19 protein-coding genes are annotated in these 18,060 nt (G+C 51.4%); 9 read left to right on the top strand and 10 right to left on the bottom strand.

Going from position 1 to position 18,060, the window contains the following annotated elements; genetic code table 11:
* Positions 1-139: 139 nt before the first annotated feature.
* Positions 140-1,108, top strand: a complete 969-nt coding sequence (locus MN202_RS06995) for a sensor domain-containing diguanylate cyclase (RefSeq protein ID WP_335735380.1) — start codon at positions 140-142, stop codon at positions 1,106-1,108.
* A 52-nt stretch (positions 1,109-1,160) separates the two neighbouring features.
* On the opposite strand, the gene MN202_RS06990 is transcribed toward MN202_RS06995, so the two are convergent.
* Entirely contained in the window at positions 1,161-2,510 is a 1,350-nt protein-coding gene (locus tag MN202_RS06990; RefSeq protein ID WP_335735379.1) for a metal-dependent hydrolase family protein, read from the bottom strand.
* Positions 2,511-2,807: 297 nt separating this feature from the next.
* On the opposite strand from MN202_RS06990, the gene MN202_RS06985 reads away from it, so the two are divergent.
* The 3 genes from MN202_RS06985 to MN202_RS06975 all read left to right on the top strand — a co-directional run bounded on the left by MN202_RS06985 (position 2,808) and on the right by MN202_RS06975 (position 4,398).
* Positions 2,808-3,359: a DUF4124 domain-containing protein gene (locus MN202_RS06985; protein ID WP_335735378.1), complete on the top strand. Its 552-nt coding sequence runs from the start codon at positions 2,808-2,810 to the stop codon at positions 3,357-3,359.
* A 67-nt stretch (positions 3,360-3,426) separates the two neighbouring features.
* Entirely contained in the window at positions 3,427-3,909 is a 483-nt protein-coding gene (locus tag MN202_RS06980; protein ID WP_335735377.1) for a SixA phosphatase family protein, read from the top strand.
* 78 nt (positions 3,910-3,987) lie between these two features.
* Positions 3,988-4,398 (top strand): gamma-glutamylcyclotransferase family protein, encoded by a 411-nt coding sequence (locus tag MN202_RS06975; protein ID WP_335735376.1) that lies wholly within the window; start codon positions 3,988-3,990, stop codon positions 4,396-4,398.
* Here the strand turns inward: MN202_RS06975 and MN202_RS06970 are convergent.
* The 9 genes from MN202_RS06970 to MN202_RS06930 all read right to left on the bottom strand — a co-directional run bounded on the left by MN202_RS06970 (position 4,395) and on the right by MN202_RS06930 (position 14,080).
* Positions 4,395-5,093, bottom strand: a complete 699-nt coding sequence (locus tag MN202_RS06970; protein ID WP_335735375.1) for a hypothetical protein — start codon at positions 5,091-5,093, stop codon at positions 4,395-4,397. The two genes, MN202_RS06975 and MN202_RS06970, sit on opposite strands and share 4 nt — an antisense overlap.
* A gap of 179 nt (positions 5,094-5,272) precedes the next feature.
* Positions 5,273-6,859 (bottom strand): bifunctional phosphoribosylaminoimidazolecarboxamide formyltransferase/IMP cyclohydrolase, encoded by a 1,587-nt coding sequence (purH, locus tag MN202_RS06965; RefSeq protein WP_335735374.1) that lies wholly within the window; start codon positions 6,857-6,859, stop codon positions 5,273-5,275.
* 154 nt (positions 6,860-7,013) lie between these two features.
* Entirely contained in the window at positions 7,014-7,304 is a 291-nt protein-coding gene (fis, locus tag MN202_RS06960) for a DNA-binding transcriptional regulator Fis (protein ID WP_335735373.1), read from the bottom strand.
* 17 nt (positions 7,305-7,321) lie between these two features.
* On the bottom strand, positions 7,322-8,293 hold the full coding sequence (dusB, locus tag MN202_RS06955; protein ID WP_335735372.1) for a tRNA dihydrouridine synthase DusB: 972 nt from the start codon (positions 8,291-8,293) through the stop codon (positions 7,322-7,324).
* 281 nt (positions 8,294-8,574) lie between these two features.
* Positions 8,575-8,862, bottom strand: a complete 288-nt coding sequence (locus MN202_RS06950) for a hypothetical protein (RefSeq protein WP_335735371.1) — start codon at positions 8,860-8,862, stop codon at positions 8,575-8,577.
* Between the two features lie 116 nt (positions 8,863-8,978).
* On the bottom strand, positions 8,979-9,875 hold the full coding sequence (locus MN202_RS06945; RefSeq protein ID WP_335735370.1) for a phosphoribulokinase: 897 nt from the start codon (positions 9,873-9,875) through the stop codon (positions 8,979-8,981).
* A gap of 116 nt (positions 9,876-9,991) precedes the next feature.
* Positions 9,992-11,809 carry an ExeM/NucH family extracellular endonuclease gene (locus MN202_RS06940; protein WP_335735369.1) on the bottom strand — a complete coding sequence of 606 codons (1,818 nt, stop codon included), beginning with the start codon at positions 11,807-11,809 and terminating at the stop codon, positions 9,992-9,994.
* Positions 11,810-11,941: 132 nt separating this feature from the next.
* A complete protein-coding gene (gene purD / locus MN202_RS06935) occupies positions 11,942-13,228 on the bottom strand; it encodes a phosphoribosylamine--glycine ligase (RefSeq protein WP_335735368.1) in 1,287 nt (428 codons plus the stop codon).
* Between the two features lie 27 nt (positions 13,229-13,255).
* Positions 13,256-14,080, bottom strand: a complete 825-nt coding sequence (locus MN202_RS06930; RefSeq protein ID WP_335735367.1) for a class I SAM-dependent methyltransferase — start codon at positions 14,078-14,080, stop codon at positions 13,256-13,258.
* Positions 14,081-14,249: 169 nt separating this feature from the next.
* Between MN202_RS06930 and trmJ the strand changes: the two genes are divergently transcribed.
* From trmJ to iscU, 5 genes are all read left to right on the top strand, one after another.
* The gene (gene trmJ, locus MN202_RS06925; protein WP_335735366.1) at positions 14,250-15,002 is read left to right on the top strand and encodes a tRNA (cytosine(32)/uridine(32)-2'-O)-methyltransferase TrmJ; all 753 of its coding nucleotides are present in this window, start codon (positions 14,250-14,252) and stop codon (positions 15,000-15,002) included.
* 3 nt (positions 15,003-15,005) lie between these two features.
* Positions 15,006-15,815 (top strand): serine O-acetyltransferase, encoded by an 810-nt coding sequence (gene cysE, locus MN202_RS06920; RefSeq protein WP_335735365.1) that lies wholly within the window; start codon positions 15,006-15,008, stop codon positions 15,813-15,815.
* 115 nt (positions 15,816-15,930) lie between these two features.
* Positions 15,931-16,413, top strand: coding sequence for a Fe-S cluster assembly transcriptional regulator IscR (gene iscR / locus MN202_RS06915; protein WP_335735364.1), 483 nt, complete (start codon positions 15,931-15,933; stop codon positions 16,411-16,413).
* 17 nt (positions 16,414-16,430) lie between these two features.
* On the top strand, positions 16,431-17,645 hold the full coding sequence (locus tag MN202_RS06910; RefSeq protein ID WP_335735363.1) for an IscS subfamily cysteine desulfurase: 1,215 nt from the start codon (positions 16,431-16,433) through the stop codon (positions 17,643-17,645).
* A gap of 29 nt (positions 17,646-17,674) precedes the next feature.
* A complete protein-coding gene (gene iscU, locus MN202_RS06905; protein WP_335735362.1) occupies positions 17,675-18,058 on the top strand; it encodes a Fe-S cluster assembly scaffold IscU in 384 nt (127 codons plus the stop codon).
* The last annotated feature ends 2 nt before the right edge of the window (positions 18,059-18,060 follow it).

Raw genomic sequence — 18,060 nt, 5'->3', positions numbered from 1 at the left:
CACAGGCAAATTCAAGCCCCGCAAGGGGCTTTTTAGTCTTTATAAATCAATAGATTAAATCAGAAGGTTGTCGAAAGGTTTGCCCGTGTATAAGTAGCTAAAGTTGGCAGCAGTTAAGTTAGCTCAGCGAGACAGCATAATGACTACTGCACAACGACACAGCCAGATACCCGCTCATGCGTTAAACGATGACAGCCCCTGGGCAGATGAAAACAGTGCAACAGCAAGCCTGGATGTTGGTGGTTTTATTCAGTACCTGGCCGAGGCTGTTTTAATTGTCAGCCCGGATGGGGTGATTGAATGCGCCAATGCCAAGGCGGCGCTGTTGTTAAATTGTGTCGGAGCACCGCTTATAGGCCGCAAGTGGCAGCAGTTTTTAGTTAGCCGCTGCCAGCAGCAGTACGACGGCCTGGTGAATATGGTGGCCAAACGTATTTTGTCGCTGCAGGCGGGGCCGAGCGAAATGGCGGTGCGCTGTGCTGATGGCGAGATAAAAGACATTGAATTGTCGGTGTCGTTTTTACCTGAACCGCAGGCACATTTAGTGCTGGTAATGCGCGATTTAACCCGCTACAAAGCTGAATGTGAGCTGCTTAGGCTGCAGGCGTCTACCGACGCGCTAACCGGCCTGGCTAACCGGCGTGGCTTTGACGAGCAGCTGCAGCAGCAATGGCAACAGTGCACTGATGCCCGCCGGCCGCTAAGCGTCGTTATTATTGATATCGACTTTTTTAAACAGTTTAACGACCGCTACGGCCATATACAGGGCGATGCCTGCCTGCGTAAAGTCGCCGGTGCCATAGTGCAGGCGATGCCGGTGGATGGCAAAATGGCGGCGCGTTATGGTGGCGAAGAATTCGCGCTGATATTGCCAAACCACAATGAGATTAATGCATTAAAAGTTGCGCGGGACGTGCAACAGGCAGTGCGTCAGTTGCAGTTTACCGATGCCGGTTTACCGGCCACGCTTAGCGTATCGGTAAGCCAGGGCATAGCAACTGAAACCAATGGCCAGTACCGTACCAGCACGGCACTGTTGTGCGCCGCCGACACCGCGCTGTACCGTGCTAAAGCCGATGGCCGCGACTGTATTAATACCAGCAGCTAACCAACTGCCAGAGCTAGCCTGGCAGTTGACATCAGGCCCCTGTAGCGCCGTGCTACAGGGTGTTTTTGTATATCTTACCGTCTTTAATGATCAGTTTTAGGTTTTGCTGCGGATTAGCCAGTAGTTGAATATTGGCTAGCGGATCGCCGTCAACCAGTAATAAATCAGCCAGGGCGCCAGGCTCTACTACACCCAATTTACCTTTGTAAGGACTGCGCGGGCCGGATAATGCAAGTAGCTCTGCATTGACGCTGGTAGCCATTTTTAGCACTTCTGCTGCTGTGTACCAGCGGGTCATTTTTGCCAGTTGTGCGCCCTGGCGGGTTGTCAGTTTGGCATCGAATAACGAGTCGGTACCCCATGCTGTTTTCAGTTTGTATTTTTTCGCCAGTGCGATAGCGTTTTCGGTGCCCTGGGTCATTTGTATCTGTTTTGCCCGGTTTTCTGAGCCTGGCGGGAAAGGGTTGGCATCTTCATCATCTAAAAACGGTTGAATACTTAGCCAGGTACCGTTTTTTGCCATCATTTTTGCCGTGGCTTCATCAATTAATTGGCCATGATCGATCACTTTAACACCGGCTTTAATGGCGGTTTGGATTGCCCGCGGTGTATAGGCATGCACAGTAACGTAAGTACCCCAGTTTTCTGCAGCATCAACGGCAGCTTTAAACTCGGCTTCGGTATATTGTGCTACATCCAGCGGGTCATAGTTTGATGACACGCCACCACCGGCTGCCAGTTTAATTTGCGATGCACCCAACATCAGTTGCTCGCGCACCCGTTTTAATACCTCATCGACACCATCGGCAATGGCTGCGCCGCCAACCCGTTCAGAGTAATGCAGGTGATCGGAAGAGGCGCGTGGTAGCTCGTGTAATTGGCGGTAGTCACCATGGCCGCTGGTTTGTGAGATCATCGCACCAGAAGGCCAGATACGCGGCCCGGCAATCAGGCCTTCGTCTATGCCGCGTTTAATACTGAACACCGGGCCAGCCAGATCACGCACACTGGTGAAACCGCGCATTAGGGTGTTATGCGCTTCCCGTGCGGCTAGCAGGTTAACATAGCCCTCGGCACCGTTTAGTGCCACATGCAGTGGTGTCGCTGTCATCATCATATGAAAGTGCGCGTCAATCAGCCCTGGCATTAGGGTGCGGCCACCGCCAGAGATTACGGTAGTCGTAGCATCCGCCTGTATTGGTGAGGTAGATACGTGCTGAATTACGTTGTTTTGGATTAACACATAAGACAGCTCGGACAAACGGCTATTTTTACCATCAAAAATTCGCACTTCTTGTAGCAGAATGTTGTTGTCCGCAGTCTGCTGTGCTGCTGGCTGAAAACTTAATATACTGCTTAAGCATAACAATAGTGAGCTAAACGAGCGGCTGATCAAGTGCATGAATGCCCTCCAAGGCGGGTTGAAAAGAGATAGGGTAGTGATGTTTTGCCTGTCACTAACAAGCAGTGTAGACAGTAAAATCAGGCTGCGTTTCTGATTTTGCTGTCGTTGAGCCGCCAAACCTTGCACTGCTTACTGAGTTTGTTCACTACTTATTTCGGCCGGTGCGGCCTAGCCGCTATCCCTAACCTTTTACAGTTAGCTACTGATTAGCTGCTGGTATAGGTAAAAATTCCATTTTCAGCACGTCAGTCTAATGCTATATTCCTGCAAAAATTGTTTATAAGGATGCGAACTTTGTTAAGAATAGTATTAGCGCTGGCGTTGTTGACGCTGCCTGCTGCAGCGACAGAGATCTACCGTTGGGTAGATGATAAAGGCCAGGTGCATTTTACCAGTAGCCCGCCACCCGAAGCGGCATCACGGGCGGAAGAGATAAATGTTAATTTCAACGTTGATGCACAAAGGCCGGCTGCCAGGGCCTCTTACGATGACGTTGATGACTACGACGGTGATGAAATGGATGACGCTGAGTCAGAAACAGAGCGGCCAAAAACGGCAGCAGATTTAAAGCGTGAGCAGCAGGATGAATGGCGCTACCAGTGCGAAAAAGCGGTAAAAACGGCAAAGTCAGAGTATGAGGTTGGCGTTGATGTGATTAAACGTAATCACAGCGGTGGCTATATTTCTGCAGATAAAATGAAACAACAGATTGATGGCCTGAGCGCGGCCAGTAAAAGTGTGTCGATGCACGAGTGTATCGGTAGTACGGGCGACAGAAAACGTGCTTATCAGTGTCTTGCTGATTACAAAGGCCTGAACAACTGCGGTTTTGGCTCTTTCCTTTGACACCGCCAGTTGCTTAATTGTCTTTGTCATAAATTTGTCTTGCGGCCGTGGTATAACTGCGGCCGCTATGACTAAAACCCTATATTTTTTACGCCACGCCACCGCAGACGTTATCCGGCCGAACCAGCTGGATATTGACCGTTGCCTGGTAGAGAAGGGCCGTTTACAGGCCCGCCGCGTTGCAGCTTTTATGCAGCGGCATAATCTCAGTGTGCAGCAGGTACTTAGCAGCCCTTACCCAAGAGCCATGCAAACTGCTGCCATTGTCTGTAAAGAGGCCGGTTTTACCGGTGCCAGCGAGCAAGCCTGGCTGGCGCTGGACACGCCTACCGCAGTGGCACTGGCCGAACTAAGCCGGCAATTACCTGAACTTGCTGAACATATCTTACTGGTAGGCCACGAGCCGGATTTTTCAGCTCTGATAAGCCGTTTGCTAAAGGTTGATACAGCAATACTGAATGTACGCAAGGCCTCGCTAAGCTGCATTAGCCTGAGGGCCAATTGCCAGCAAGCCCAGCTGCAATGGTCTGTTCCGGCGCGTTTTATGTAACCGGCTTTTTGCCGTAAGGCACCTTGCCTTTGTGCCACCGCTTAGGCACAGTGGACAAAACCGTTAACGCTTATTGCTATGCCTGAGTATCTGTTCGTTTATGGCACCTTACGTCAGGGTGCCAACCATCCCATGCACCAGCAGCTTATTGCACATGCCCGCTACGTTGCTATGGCGCGCTATCAGGCGTTGTTATATCAGGTTAGCTATTATCCCGCTGCTGTACCCTCAGATGATGCGGCGGCACAGGTAATAGGCGAGCTATATCAGCTGCTACAGCCAGAGCTATTACTGCCGCTGTTGGATCAGTACGAAGAATGCGGCCCCGGCTTTGCCCAGCCACAAGAGTATCGGCGTGAATTACAGCAGGTGACACTGGCTAACGGCGCTAGCCATAGCGCCTGGGTGTATATCTATAACCGCAGTACAGCCGGGCTGCGGTTAATAGCATCGGGCGATTTTCTGCATGCAGCCAAGCGCATGACTTAACCGGCTTTAAGCTGGATTTCAACCGAACGGTAGTACAGGGTGGTTAGCCCTTCAAAGCCGGAGTCGGTGCCAATAAATAACCAGATAGTGCCGTTGGCATCAGAAGTAAAGTTCAATGTTTGCACGCTGCTGGTTTCGATGGTTTTATCTTTGTACAGCGTAGCCTCGCAATTGGCTCCCTCAGTGGCAAGATTACCGATAACCTTAGCCTGGCTGCCGTTTTCTGCCTGATTGCCTTTGGGCACATTAAGGTAATAACCCACTTGCTTGGGTTCAATGTCGGCGTAACCAAACTTCAGATACACGGATTCACCCGGCGAGCCGCCAATACCCATGCAGCCGACACCGGCGTTAGATAACAGGTTTAACTTAAGCTTTGCCGTGTAACGGCTTGATGGCTGCAGGCCGCTGATTTTTCGCTTCATAAACATAAACAAATCATCACTGCGGTTATGGCCACTGATCATCAGGCCTTGCCCGCTAAAGCCTTGCGGCAGCGGCCTGATGCCGTGCTGCAATTGGTATATTTCGATATTCTCATAGTCGGCGGGGTAATCTGAGTAGCCGACCTGCCAACCGTGACTGCCAAGATTAAAATCGTAATGGTAGTTATCGCCGGACAGATCATCTATTTCGCAGCCTGTCATTAGTGCCAGGCAGCAGGCTAAGCTGGTAGTGCGCAGTAGTTGTTTCATATAAGCTTCCTGATTGTTGTTTTCAGTAGCCTATCGAGTTGTTATCGCAGCGGTTGTAAGAAATGGTGAGCTAACTGTGATAAGGCGTTACCAGCGGTAAGAATTGGTGCATTGTTGCTGTAATAAGGTATAAAAAAGGCCGCGACGCGGCCTTTTTGCATAAAAACAAGCGTTTGCTGTTAATGTCTGAAGTGACGTACGCCGGTAAATACCATTGCCATACCGTGCTCGTCTGCAGCGGCGATGACTTCAGCGTCGCGCATAGAGCCACCTGGCTGAATAACGGCGGTTATACCGGCAGCCGCTGCGGCGTCGATACCGTCGCGAAACGGGAAGAACGCATCTGAAGCCATTACCGAGCCTTTTACTTCCAGCTTTTCATCGGCCGCCTTAATGCCAGCGATTTTGGCGCTGTATACGCGGCTCATCTGGCCGGCGCCGACGCCAATGGTCATGCTGTCTTTTACATAAACAATAGCGTTGGATTTAACAAACTTGGCCACTTTCCAGCAGAACAGTAAGTCTGTTAACTCTTGCTCGGTTGGCTGGCGCTTGGTGACGACTTTTAAGTCGCTGGCGGCAACTTTGGCCTGATCGCGGTCTTGCAGCAGCATGCCGCCGTTTACCTGTTTGATATCCAGTGCCGGTGCAGCAGCGCTGAACTCGCCACATACCAGCAAGCGTACGTTTGGCTTGGTGCCTACCACGGCAACTGCCGCGTCGGTCGCTGATGGCGCAATAATTACCTCAACAAACTGACGGCTGACAATTTCTTCTGCCGTGGTTTCATCCAGCTCGCGGTTAAAGGCGATAATGCCGCCAAAAGCCGAGGTTGGGTCGGTCTGGTAGGCGCGGTTGTAGGCGGCAAGAATAGACTCGCCAATGGCCACACCGCACGGGTTGGCGTGTTTAACGATAACACAGGCCGGCTCAGCAAATTCTTTTACGCACTCCAGTGCCGCGTCGGTATCGGCGATATTGTTATACGACAACGCCTTGCCCTGCAGCTGCTTAGCTGTAGATACGCTGGCTTCAGTAGCGCCGTCCTGCACATAAAAGGCCGCACTCTGATGGCTGTTTTCGCCGTAACGTAAGTCTTGTTTCTTCACAAACTGGCTGTTAAAGGTGCGCGGGAACTTAGACGCAGGCTCTGTTGGCGTGTCGTAAGCGCTTAACATAGTGCCAAAGTAGTTGGCGATCATGCCATCGTACTGCGCAGTGTGTTCAAAAGCGCTGATTGCCAGGCTAAAACGGGTTGCGTGCGTGGTTGCGCCGCCGTTAGCCTGCATTTCGGCCAGCACCAGCCCGTAGTCTTTGGCATTAACAACAATGGTGACATCTTTATGATTTTTTGCCGCTGCGCGCACCATAGTCGGGCCGCCGATATCGATATTCTCTACCGCGTCTTCCAGCGTACAGCCGGCTTTCGCCACCGTGCTGGCAAACGGATACAGATTAACCACCACTAAGTCGATTGGGCCTATGTTGTTGTCGGCCATTACCGCTTCATCGACACCGCGGCGGGCTAAAATGCCACCGTGAATTTTCGGATGCAGGGTTTTTACCCGGCCGTCCATAATTTCCGGATGACCGGTATAATCAGAGACTTCAGTTACCTTAATGCCTTGCTCGGCCAGCAGTTTTGCCGTACCACCGGTAGAGAGGATATCAACCTGGGCCGCTTCAAGGGCGCGGGCAAATTCTACGATACCGGTTTTGTCGGACACACTTAGCAGTGCGCGGCGGATGGGTCTTAATGTCGTCATGCTTAGACTCTCATTTAGCTTGCAGAAATCGGTTAACCTTTTTACTGTCCTGAGTACCGAAGTTAATGCGGAATTAATGCGTAAAATTCCTCAGGTGCAGCCAATAAAAAAGCACCCGAAGGTGCTTAGTAGCGGGGCGAACCCCGCGTTGGCATTAGCTCATGCCGTACTGTTTTAATTTTTTACGCAGCGTACCACGGTTAATACCCATCAGATTAGCGGCGCGGGTTTGGTTACCGCGGGTATATTTCATTACCTCTTCCAGTAACGGACGCTCTAATTCTGATAACACCAGTTCGTACAGGTCATTCACGTCCTGACCGTTTAATTGCTGCAGGTAGTTAGCAACAGCTTTTTGAGCGGCAGTGCTCAAAGCCTGCGGCTTTTCCTGTGATTGTACGTTAGCGTTAGTAATAAATGGCGAAGTAACGTTCGAATTAAACATTGCTTTTCTCTTTTACGTTAGGTTGCTGCTAGTTGATAAAAATAGTCATTTAATGCATCAAGCTGCTGCTGAGCTAGCTCGATACCATTGAACTCACTACGAAACTGTCCGAGCGTGTCGTGCTCGGCTAAATACCAGCCCACATGTTTGCGGGCAATACGGGAACCGGCATGCTCACCATAAAGCTGGTGTAAACCCTGCACATGTTCCAGCATGATCTGGCGCACTTCGGCTATGCCGGGGGGCGCCAGTTTGTCGCCAGTGGCCAGGTAATGCGCCACTTCACGGAAAATCCACGGCCGGCCCTGTGCGGCTCTGCCAATCATAATGGCGTCAGCACCGGTGTAATCCAGCACATGGCGCGCTTTTTCCGGCCCGGTAATATCGCCATTGGCAATAACCGGGATCGACACACTTTGTTTAATGGCGCGGATGGTGTCATATTCCGCTTCACCTTTGTACATGCAGGCGCGGGTCCTGCCGTGTACTGCCAGCGCCTGTATGCCGTTATCTTCGGCAATACGGGCGATCTGAATACCGTTTCTGTGCTCAGGATCCCAGCCGGTGCGTATTTTTAAGGTCACCGGTACCTTAACCGCCGCCACCACAGCGCGCACAATCTGCTCAACTAACTCCGGATATTGCAACAATGCCGAGCCAGCCAGCTTCTTGTTCACTTTTTTTGCCGGGCATCCCATGTTGATGTCGATAATATCGGCACCGATATCAACATTGTATTGTGCTGCCTCAGCCATCTGCTGTGGATCCGCTCCGGCAATCTGCACCGAGCGAATACCAGATTCCTGACGGTGGCCCATGCGATTTTGTGATTTTTCGCTTTGCCATACCAAAGGATTGCTCGACAGCATCTCTGATACAGCTAAAGCGGCACCAAAGCGGCGGCAAAGCTCACGAAAAGTGTGATCTGTTACGCCAGCCATCGGAGCACAAATTACTTTGTTCGCTAATTGATATGGACCTATGCGCACCACGTAATCCAAGGCTCTACCCGTAAGGGGCGCTAAGTTTACGGATTTTTGCCGGCAAAGCAAAGGTTATTATTTAAACAAAAATGCAAATTTAACCGGCTTTGCGGTCTTGACATTCGCTAAACGGCTGAAAAATGGTGTTTTGTAAAGTTAGGATAACGCTTAGACGGCAGAATCAGTAAAGATAAATAGTCGGCTGTGTGTTTTGTAACCATAACAAAAAGGCCTTGCCAGGGGTTTGGCAAGGCCTTATAGCAGTAATAATTGCAGTTGTATGAGCGTTATTTGCGCTCGATACCGCTGCTACCGGCGACTGAAGAATGAATACTGTTCATAGTATTGCGGGCTTCTTCGCGGTCTGCTTCAATTTGTTCCCGGGTGCGGCAACGCTTGTTTTTCAGCATGCTGCCGGTGCTGCGGGTGTTTTGGCAGATCAGCTCAGCGTTATCTGAGCTACCTGTTGAGGCAGTTTGCGTGCCATCGCTGTTAGTTGCTGCAGTATTTGCTGAGCCTGCGCATCCTTGTGTGAGTGCCGCAAGCATAGCGGCTAATAGTATTTTCTTATACATTGGTTTGGCTCCTGTGGTTAAATTGTGAACAAGGTCAAATTACCCGTAACCGCACTTTATTGCAACCGCCACATTGCCGGATTGTAAAATTAAATTGTAAAAATTCGTTACTCTGCTTAAGTGCCCAACCAATCGACCTGGCCGCGCGCCTGACGCCGTTTGATCATCAGTTCTTCAATAAGCGGCGTTAATATCAGCTCCATGGCCAGGCCCATTTTGCCGCCGGGCACCACCAGCGTATTGACCCGCGACATAAAAGAGCCCTGGATCATTTGCAGGTAATAGGGGAAATCGACATGTTTAATGCCGCGAAAGCGGATCACGACAAAACTTTCATCCAGCGACGGTATGTCTTTGGCGCTGAAGGGGTTAGAAGTATCAACCGTAGGTACGCGTTGAAAATTAATATGGGTACGGGAAAATTGCGGCGTAATATGATTGATATAATCGTCCATGCTGCGCACTATGCTGGCTTGCACGGCCTCGCGACTATGACCCCGCTGCGAGGTATCGCGGATAATTTTTTGGATCCACTCGAGGTTGACAATAGGCACCATGCCTATTAGCAAGTCGACATGCTGGGCGACATTGTGCTCGTCTGTTACCGCGCCGCCATGCAGGCCTTCATAAAACAGCAGATCGGTGTTTGGCCGCAAATCCTGCCAGGGGGTAAAGGTACCGGGTAGTTGATTGTACGGCACCGCTTCATCAAAGGTGTGCAAATAATGGCGGATCTTGCCACTGCCGCTATCGCCGTAACTGGCAAAAAAAGTCTCCAGCGCGCCAAAGTCATTCGCTTCCGGGCCAAAATAGCTGATGTGGCGGCCTTCGTCTTTCGCTTTACGGATCGCCACTTCCATTTCCGGCCGGCTAAAACGGTGAAAGCAGTCGCCTTCAACAAAGGCGGCATCAATACCCAGAGTACGGAAGATATGCTGAAAAGCGATAGTCGTAGTAGTAGTACCTGCACCAGAGGAGCCGGTAATGGCAATAATCGGGTTTTTATGAGACATAGCGTCGGCTCGGTAACTTAACTGAACCTCACCTTAAAGCAACAGCTAAAGCCGGCGCAATAGTTTTTGTTATTCAGTTGCCGGCAGACAGGCTTACTGCCTGCCAGCGTTGTTGCTTAAAAGCTAAAGGTGGCCAGAACCGGATCATGATCGGACGAGCGGTACGGTGTCGGCGCATACAGCTGCTGTTGCTGGGCCGGGCTCTTGTATTCCAGATTGTAATCCAGTATCGCGGGCTCATCAGCATTGATGGCCCAGTGCTGCAGCTGTATCAGCTTTGCAGCCAGCGCCGGGCTGGCCAGTGCATGGTCGAGCGAGCCGCTGCGGCCACGATAAACGTAAGAATACTGTTGGCCATCAGCTGCGCTTAAGTACTGCCAGTTTTGTTGTTGTAGCGCCCGCAGCGGATCTTCCTGCCGATAGGCATTTAAATCACCCAAAATAAGCTGTTTATCTGTTTTAACTCCGGTGGGGGCTGTCGCCAGCCACTGGCTGAGTGCTTTAGCCGACACTGTACGCAACTGGTTCCAGCAGGCCTGGCCATCCTGCTGATCAGCATTGGCATCGGAGGGGTTTTTCGGACAGCTACCCTTAGATTTAAAGTGGTTAATGCTAACGGTTACCAGCTCGTTTGATGCCAGATGGCGAAAGCTTTGTGCCAGTGGCGGCCGGCTACCCCAATCAAAAGGTTTGTCCAGTAACATCGCCGCTTTGCCCTCAACACTGACGGTGGACGGCCGGTATAATAGTGCCACTTTAATCGCATCGTTACCGGGTTGTTCGCTGGTGATAATAAAGCGGTAAGGTTTTGCTGCAACTTTATTCAGTGCTGCAGTTAGCTGGGCTAACGCGCCTTTGGGGCTGTAGCCGTTGTTTTCTACTTCCAGCAGACCGATTACATCGGCGTCCAGCGCCGCCAGAGCGCTAATGGTTTTGGCTTGCTGACGCTCAAACTCAGTCGCATTACTGGCACCGCGCCGGGTTGGAAATACCGGCTGTTGACCTTCGCCATTAAAGTAATTCAATACGTTGAAGCTGGCGACACGTAATGCCTTGGCTGGTTTGGCCTCGGGGGCACCAGGCCTTGGGTTAGTCTGGCTAAACTGTGGTGTCACGGTTGGCACCAGGCGGTAGCCGCGTGCATCTTGCAGCAGGACGCCGGTTACGCCAGACACGCTGTCACCTACCCGTAAGCTTTGATTGGCCGTCAGGCTGAATTTGCCGAAGGTTATCGGGTCCGGGTTTTGTATCGTCGAGGCATCGTCCAGCACCAACATGTGGCGCTGTTGTTGCGTCTGGTAAAGCCCGGCAGCCGCTTTGCCTGGCAGCATAATATCGGTTGGCACCATTAAGCGGCTGGCGGCCAGTGTGATTTCGCCGTAACGGGCCAGGTCGTAGCTATCGTTTACTGTCAGTGTCTGTTCAAGCTGGAGCAGGGCACCTTCTAGTTGCTCCCAGTTTTGGCCCTCAGGCAGCGGCATGCGCAGTGTTGCCGGTTGAACGGGCAGCCCCTGCTGACAGAGTTTAATGTCGGTGATCTGGCTCAGGCTGGTTAAGTTATTGTGCTCAACCACTGTACCTTTAATTTGCAGCAGTTGTCCGGTTTGATAAATGGCTGCTGCGGTTGCATCGGCGATAAACAGACTGTTGGCTGTGCTGCTATGACGGTTGTCTGTGACATTGTTCTCTGTGACATTGTTCTCTGTGAATTTGTTGTCTGCGCCGCGCAGCACAATGCCGGCAGCGGGGCTGTTTTGAAACAACACCGCTGTTACCACACCCTGAGTGCTCAGTTGTTGTCCGCTAAGCGGGCTGCTGTCGCCGGTACCCTGAATGTCACGAATCGCCGTAAATTCGGCGTCACAGATCGCCAGGGCTTGAGCGCTGCACAGCAGGGCAGCAAGTGCAGATAAAGAAAAGCAGCTGAATTTCATGAGGATATTTCCGGGCTAAAATTGCAGCCTAGCCTGCGGCGATGAACTGCAAATGACAATAACAATACGTTGGTTAACCGGCTTGTCGCGCCAGAACAGGCTGTTACTGCGAACAGTAACAGCGCTTAAACATTAGTTTTTTTCGCGGGCAATGGCACGGTAGCCTATGTCGGTGCGGCAAAACATGCCGTCCCAGCTTATTTTATCTGCCAGTTGGTAAGCCGCCTGCTGCGCAGCGGTCACGTTGGCACCTAAGGCCGTGGCGCAGAGTACCCGGCCACCATTGGTTACGACCTGGCCATCTTTTAACTCTGTACCGGCATGAAATACCTTGGCTATAGCCGAGTCGGCGCCATCCAAACCTGTGATCACTTTACCTTTGGCATAACTGTCAGGATAACCACCGGCAGCCAGCACCACGCCAATAGCGGCATCCTGCGTAAAGTTAATCTGTTTATCTGCCAAGGCAGTCTTGGTGGCCGCTAAGCACAGCTCTACCAGGTCTGACTGTAAACGCAACATAATCGGCTGGGTTTCCGGATCGCCGAAGCGGCAGTTAAATTCCAGCACCTTGGCGCTGCCATCGGGCGCTATCATTAAACCGGCATATAAAAAGCCGGTAAAAACGGTGCCTTCGCTGGCCATGCCGTTCACTGTTGGGTAAATCACGTGTTGCATCACCCAATCATGTACTGCAGGCGTAACCACCGGAGCTGGCGAGTAAGCGCCCATGCCGCCGGTGTTCGGGCCTTTATCGCCATTGTCACGGGCTTTGTGATCTTGCGATGAGGCAAACGGCAGGGCCGTTTTGCCATCAACCATCACGATAAAGGACGCTTCTTCTCCGGTTAAGAACTCTTCAACGACCACCCGGCTGCCGGCATCACCAAACTTATTGCCGGATAACATATCGTCAATGGCGGCGTCAGCTTCCTGCTGGCTCTGCGCAATAATTACGCCTTTACCTGCCGCCAGGCCATCGGCTTTAATTACTACCGGCAGGCCCAGGGTTTGCGCAAAGGCTTTAGCCGGCGCAGTGTCGGTAAATGTCTGGTAAGCGGCGGTGGGGATTTGGTGGCGGGCTAAAAAGTCTTTCGCAAAAGCTTTAGAGCTTTCCAGCTGGGCTGCAGCCTGGGTTGGGCCGAAAATGGCCAGACCTTCGGCGCGAAATGCATCTACCACGCCTTTTGCCAGAGGGGCTTCCGGGCCAACAATAGTCAGCGCTATGTCTTCAGCTTTAGCAAACGCCAGCAGCGCAGCAACATCATCCGCGGCGATAGCGACATTGTGCAAATTAGCTTCGCGGCCGGTGCCGGCATTTCCCGGCGCGACAAATACCTGACTCGCCAGAGGAGACTGTGCTGCTTTCCAGGCCAGAGCATGCTCGCGGCCACCGCCGCCAATTACCAGTACTTTCATTTAACTTTCCGTCAATTATACAAAATATTATTTAGCCATTGGCTTACGAAACTTCAGTGTCATGCGGTCGCTTTCGCCAATCGCCAGATATTTTTCTCTGTCCTGCTCTTTTAACCGCAGCACAGGGGGCAGGCTCCAGACACCGCCAGGGTGATCAGCACTGTCTTTCGGGTTAGCATTGATATCGCTTTGTGCTTCTAAAACAAAACCGGCCTGCTGTGCCAGTTTCACCGTCAGTTTTTCCGGGAAATAGCCGGACTTTATCCAGTCACCAACCATTTTGTCCTCTGGCAGCCGATGCTCTACTACGCCCAGCACACCACCGGGTTTAAGCGCGCTGTAAAACTGTTTAAAGCTGTTGAGCAAGGCGTCTTCACCACCCTGGTTATACCAGTTATGCAAGTTACGGAAGGTCAGCACGACGTCAGCACTACCTGCCGGTGCTATGGTATTACTATTGGTTGGTGCAAATTCAGTTAGCTGCACACGGCTAAATACCGGGTTGGCAGCCAGTTTTTCTACAAAGCCGGCGCGGCTGCGTTTGTAGTAGTCTGATGTGCTGTCGGCCGGAAAGTGCGCAGCATATAAGGTGCCATGTGCTGCCAGTAACGGGGCCAGAATTTCGGTATACCAGCCGCCGCCGGGGGAAATTTCAACAACGGTGCTGTTTGGCGTTACGTCAAAAAACGCCAGCGTGGCGGCCGGGTTACGGTATTTGTCGCGCTCGGCGTTGGCAGCAGTGCGGCTGGGATGATCAACCGCCAGTTGTAAGGCTTCGGTGTTGCTGTCAGCGCTCGACAGCGGGCTTAACAGTAAAGCAGATAACGCAACGGCAAGTTTTATTGTTTTCATGTTCGCGGTTCCCTGTTGTTAAAGTGGCGCTAGTGTAGCAAAACAAAGCAGAAAAAGCAGGCGGGCTGATCGCTTAATCGGCCACTGTTAGATGGCCAGACTGCTATTTTCTCATCAACAATTGCTTTTGGCTGTGGTAGAATGCCCGCCCTTTAACGCGGGAAGCCTTATGTTAGACCAGATCCGAATTATTCTTGTTGGCACTACCCACACCGGCAATATTGGCTCGGTAGCCCGTGCTATGAAAACCATGGGCCTGTCACAACTGTATTTAGTGGCACCTAAAGAGCTGCCCGATGGCCAGGCCTATGCCTTATCTGCGGGTGCCAGTGATATTCTGGCCAATGCCAAAGTATTTGATACCCTGCAACAGGCTATAACAGATTGCCCGTTAGTGGTTGGCAGCAGTGCGCGTTCACGCACCTTAAGCTGGCCAATGCTGGAGCCGCGTGAATGTGGCATTAAAGCCGTGCAGGAAGGCGCAAAGCATCCGGTAGCGCTGGTGTTTGGCCGTGAAAGCAGCGGTTTAACTAACGAAGAGCTGCAGCTGTGCAACTATCATGTCTGCATAGCCGCCAACCCGGAGTACAGCTCATTAAATCTGGCGATGGCGGTGCAGATCGTAACCTATGAAGTACGTATGGCCTGGTTGCAACAGCAGTCGCAGCAACAATCGCAGCCTGTGTCAGACGACGAGGTGGCTTATCCGAGCAATGAGCAAATGCTGAATTTTTATCAGCATTTAGAAGATACGTTAAATGAAACCGGCTTTATTATTAAGCAACACCCCGGCGTAGTAATGACCAAACTCAAGCGGCTGTTTACCCGGGCACGGCCGGAAGAAGCCGAATATAACATACTGCGCGGCATCCTAACCTCGGTGCAGCGTTTTGGCCGCAAGGCTCAGGGCGAGAAGGAGTAAGGCATGTTTTCTGGTATCAAAGAAGATATCAAAAGTGTGTTTGAGCGTGATCCGGCCGCGCGCAGCAGCTTTGAAGTTTTAACCAATTACCCCGGCCTGCATGCTATCTGGTGGCATCGCGTCAGCCATAAATTGTGGCGGGCCAACTGGAAATGGCTGGCACGCTTTTTAAGCACCATAGCGCGCTGGTTAACCGGGGTAGAAATTCATCCGGGCGCCAAAATTGGCCGGCGCTTTTTTATTGACCACGGCATGGGCGTTGTCATCGGTGAAACAGCTGAGATTGGCGATGATGTTACGTTGTACCATGGTGTCACGCTGGGCGGTACCAGTTGGAACCCGGGTAAGCGCCACCCTACTTTAGCCAATGGCGTAGTTATTGGTGCCGGTGCCAAAGTACTGGGGCCGTTACAGGTTGGCGAAAATGCCCGTATTGGTTCTAATGCGGTGGTGGTTAAAGATGTACCGGCCGGCGCTACTGTAGTCGGTATTCCCGGCCGTATTGTCGCCAGGGCAGACGCTGAGGTGAGTGCAGAGCGCAAACAACTGGCGCAGAAGTTTGGCTTTGATGCTTACGCCGTTTCGGCCGACAACCCGGACCCGGTAGCCAATGCTATTGGCCGCATGCTGGACCATATCCAGTTGCTGGATACCAAAGTAGGTGAGTTGTGCCACAGCGTAAACCAGCTCGGTGGCAATGTCTGTGAAGAAGTCCCTACCGTTACCATTGATGAAGAAGATTTTAAGCTGGCAGAAAAGCGCGCGGCAGAAGCACGCAAACGTGACGTTGAAGCCTTCGATCCTAACATCTAGTTAAACACCGGATTGAACCTTAGCGCACAATACCCGACTAAAATACTAGGCTATTAATACTTGACTAAAATAGTCAGGAAAGTACAATAGCGCCAATATTTTCGGGGGGCAAACTATGCGACTGACATCGAAAGGCCGCTACGCGGTAACGGCTATGCTGGACGTGGCTTTGCATACCAGCAGTGGCCCAGTGCCGCTGGCTGATATTTCCGAGCGTCAGGGTATTTCGCTGTCCTATCTGGAGCAACTGTTTGCCCGTCTGCGTAAGCAAGGGTTAGTCAGCAGCGTACGTGGCCCGGGTGGCGGCTATCAGTTAGGCCGTGAAGCTGGCCAAATCTCAGTGTCGGACGTGATCAGTGCGGTAGATGAGTCGGTCGATGCCACCCGCTGTCAGGGCAAGTCAGATTGCCATAGCGGTACCCGCTGCTTAACCCACACGCTGTGGAGCGATTTAAGCAACCGTATTGAAGATTTTCTTACCAGTATTACGCTGGGTGAGCTGGTTAACCAGCAAGATGTACAACACGTGGCAAAGCGGCAAAAAAACCGCATTGTGAAAAACCCGGCAACTGATATCGAAGTCAGCTGCCAGCTGTAGGCAACACGGAGCAAACAATGAAGCTACCTATTTATCTGGACTATGCTGCAACTACCCCGGTCGATCCGCGGGTAGCAGAGAAGATGATGCAGTTTTTAACGATGGACGGTGAGTTTGGTAACCCGGCCTCGCGCTCGCATCGCTTTGGCTGGCAGGCAGAAGAAGCGGTAGAAATTGCCCGTAGCCAGATTGCTGAACTGGTTAACGCTGACCCGCGTGAAATTGTATTTACCTCCGGTGCGACAGAATCAAATAACCTGGCAATTAAAGGCGCTGCCGACTTTTACCGTAAAAAAGGCAAACACCTGATTACGGTAAAAACCGAGCATAAAGCGACCTTAGATACTATGCGACAGCTGGAGCGCGAAGGTTACGACGTAACCTATCTGGAGCCGCAAACCGACGGTTTGATCACCCTTGCCATGCTGGAAGCGGCCATTCGCCCTGACACCAGCGTGATTAGCGTAATGTTTGTAAATAACGAAATTGGTGTGGTGCAGGACATCGCCGCTATCGGCGAGCTGTGTCGTAGCAAAGGTATTATTTTTCATGTTGACGCTGCTCAGGCGGCCGGCAAGATAGATATTGACCTGCAGGCATTAAAAGTCGACCTAATGTCATTTTCAGCCCACAAAGCCTACGGCCCTAAAGGTATAGGTGCTCTTTTTGTGCGCCGTAAACCACGTATCCGCTTAGAAGCGCAGATGCACGGTGGTGGCCACGAACGTGGTATGCGCTCAGGTACGTTACCAACGCACCAGATCGTGGGCATGGGCGAAGCATTCCGTATTGCTAAGCTGGAAATGCATGACGAAATTCAGCGCATCAGCGTACTGCGTGATCGTTTATTAAACGGTGTTAAAGATATCGAACAGGTATTTTTAAACGGTAACCGCGAACAACGCGTACCGCAGATCACCAATATCAGCTTTAACTACGTTGAAGGTGAGTCACTGATAATGGCTTTAAAAGATATCGCTGTGTCGTCAGGTTCGGCCTGTACCTCAGCCAGTTTAGAGCCATCTTATGTATTGCGTGCTTTAGGCATGAGCGACGAACTGGCACACAGTTCTATCCGTTTTAGCATTGGCCGCTTTACGACTGAACAGCAGATCGACCATACGATTAAAATAGTGCATCAGGCGATAGAAAAACTGCGCGCAATGTCACCGTTGTGGGATATGTACAAAGACGGTATCGATTTAAACACTGTGGCCTGGGTTGCGCACTAAGCGCACTGGCTGCATAAGAGGTAACTATCATGGCATACAGTAATAAAGTCATCGACCACTATGAAAACCCGCGTAACGTTGGTTCTTTTGATAAAGACGAAGCTGGTGTAGCGACTGGTATGGTTGGCGCTCCGGCGTGCGGCGATGTAATGAAACTACAAATTAAGGTTAATAATCAAGGCATTATTGAAGATGCCAAGTTTAAAACCTATGGTTGCGGCAGTGCCATTGCCTCCAGCTCACTGGTAACTGAGTGGGTAAAAGGCAAAAGCCTGGATGAAGCTCAGCTGATTAAAAATACTGACATTGCTCAGGAGCTGGCATTGCCTCCGGTAAAAATTCACTGCTCCATTTTAGCAGAAGATGCCATTAAAGCCGCTATTGCCGATTATAAGCAAAAGCAGGGGAGTTAAGG

Origin of the sequence: Rheinheimera muenzenbergensis (assembly GCF_036984005.1) — a bacterium.
GTDB classification, from domain to species: domain Bacteria; phylum Pseudomonadota; class Gammaproteobacteria; order Enterobacterales; family Alteromonadaceae; genus Alishewanella; species Alishewanella muenzenbergensis.
Note: the sequence above shows the minus strand (reverse complement) of the source record. Positions and strands in the feature narration are given on the sequence as shown.

What these genes read in the sequence shown, in the direction of transcription:
- MN202_RS06930 (WP_335735367.1), bottom strand. Translation starts at nt 14,080, where the DNA reads ATGAAAACAATAAAACTTGCCGTTGCGTTATCTGCTTTACTGTTAAGC.
- MN202_RS06950 (WP_335735371.1), bottom strand. Translation starts at nt 8,862, where the DNA reads ATGTATAAGAAAATACTATTAGCCGCTATGCTTGCGGCACTCACACAA.
- MN202_RS06945 (WP_335735370.1), bottom strand. Translation starts at nt 9,875, where the DNA reads ATGTCTCATAAAAACCCGATTATTGCCATTACCGGCTCCTCTGGTGCA.
- trmJ (WP_335735366.1), top strand. Translation starts at nt 14,250, where the DNA reads ATGTTAGACCAGATCCGAATTATTCTTGTTGGCACTACCCACACCGGC.
- iscR (WP_335735364.1), top strand. Translation starts at nt 15,931, where the DNA reads ATGCGACTGACATCGAAAGGCCGCTACGCGGTAACGGCTATGCTGGAC.
- MN202_RS06990 (WP_335735379.1), bottom strand. Translation starts at nt 2,510, where the DNA reads ATGCACTTGATCAGCCGCTCGTTTAGCTCACTATTGTTATGCTTAAGC.
- MN202_RS06940 (WP_335735369.1), bottom strand. Translation starts at nt 11,809, where the DNA reads ATGAAATTCAGCTGCTTTTCTTTATCTGCACTTGCTGCCCTGCTGTGC.
- MN202_RS06910 (WP_335735363.1), top strand. Translation starts at nt 16,431, where the DNA reads ATGAAGCTACCTATTTATCTGGACTATGCTGCAACTACCCCGGTCGAT.
- MN202_RS06995 (WP_335735380.1), top strand. Translation starts at nt 140, where the DNA reads ATGACTACTGCACAACGACACAGCCAGATACCCGCTCATGCGTTAAAC.
- iscU (WP_335735362.1), top strand. Translation starts at nt 17,675, where the DNA reads ATGGCATACAGTAATAAAGTCATCGACCACTATGAAAACCCGCGTAAC.
- MN202_RS06970 (WP_335735375.1), bottom strand. Translation starts at nt 5,093, where the DNA reads ATGAAACAACTACTGCGCACTACCAGCTTAGCCTGCTGCCTGGCACTA.
- fis (WP_335735373.1), bottom strand. Translation starts at nt 7,304, where the DNA reads ATGTTTAATTCGAACGTTACTTCGCCATTTATTACTAACGCTAACGTA.
- MN202_RS06975 (WP_335735376.1), top strand. Translation starts at nt 3,988, where the DNA reads ATGCCTGAGTATCTGTTCGTTTATGGCACCTTACGTCAGGGTGCCAAC.
- MN202_RS06980 (WP_335735377.1), top strand. Translation starts at nt 3,427, where the DNA reads ATGACTAAAACCCTATATTTTTTACGCCACGCCACCGCAGACGTTATC.
- purD (WP_335735368.1), bottom strand. Translation starts at nt 13,228, where the DNA reads ATGAAAGTACTGGTAATTGGCGGCGGTGGCCGCGAGCATGCTCTGGCC.
- purH (WP_335735374.1), bottom strand. Translation starts at nt 6,859, where the DNA reads ATGACGACATTAAGACCCATCCGCCGCGCACTGCTAAGTGTGTCCGAC.
- cysE (WP_335735365.1), top strand. Translation starts at nt 15,006, where the DNA reads ATGTTTTCTGGTATCAAAGAAGATATCAAAAGTGTGTTTGAGCGTGAT.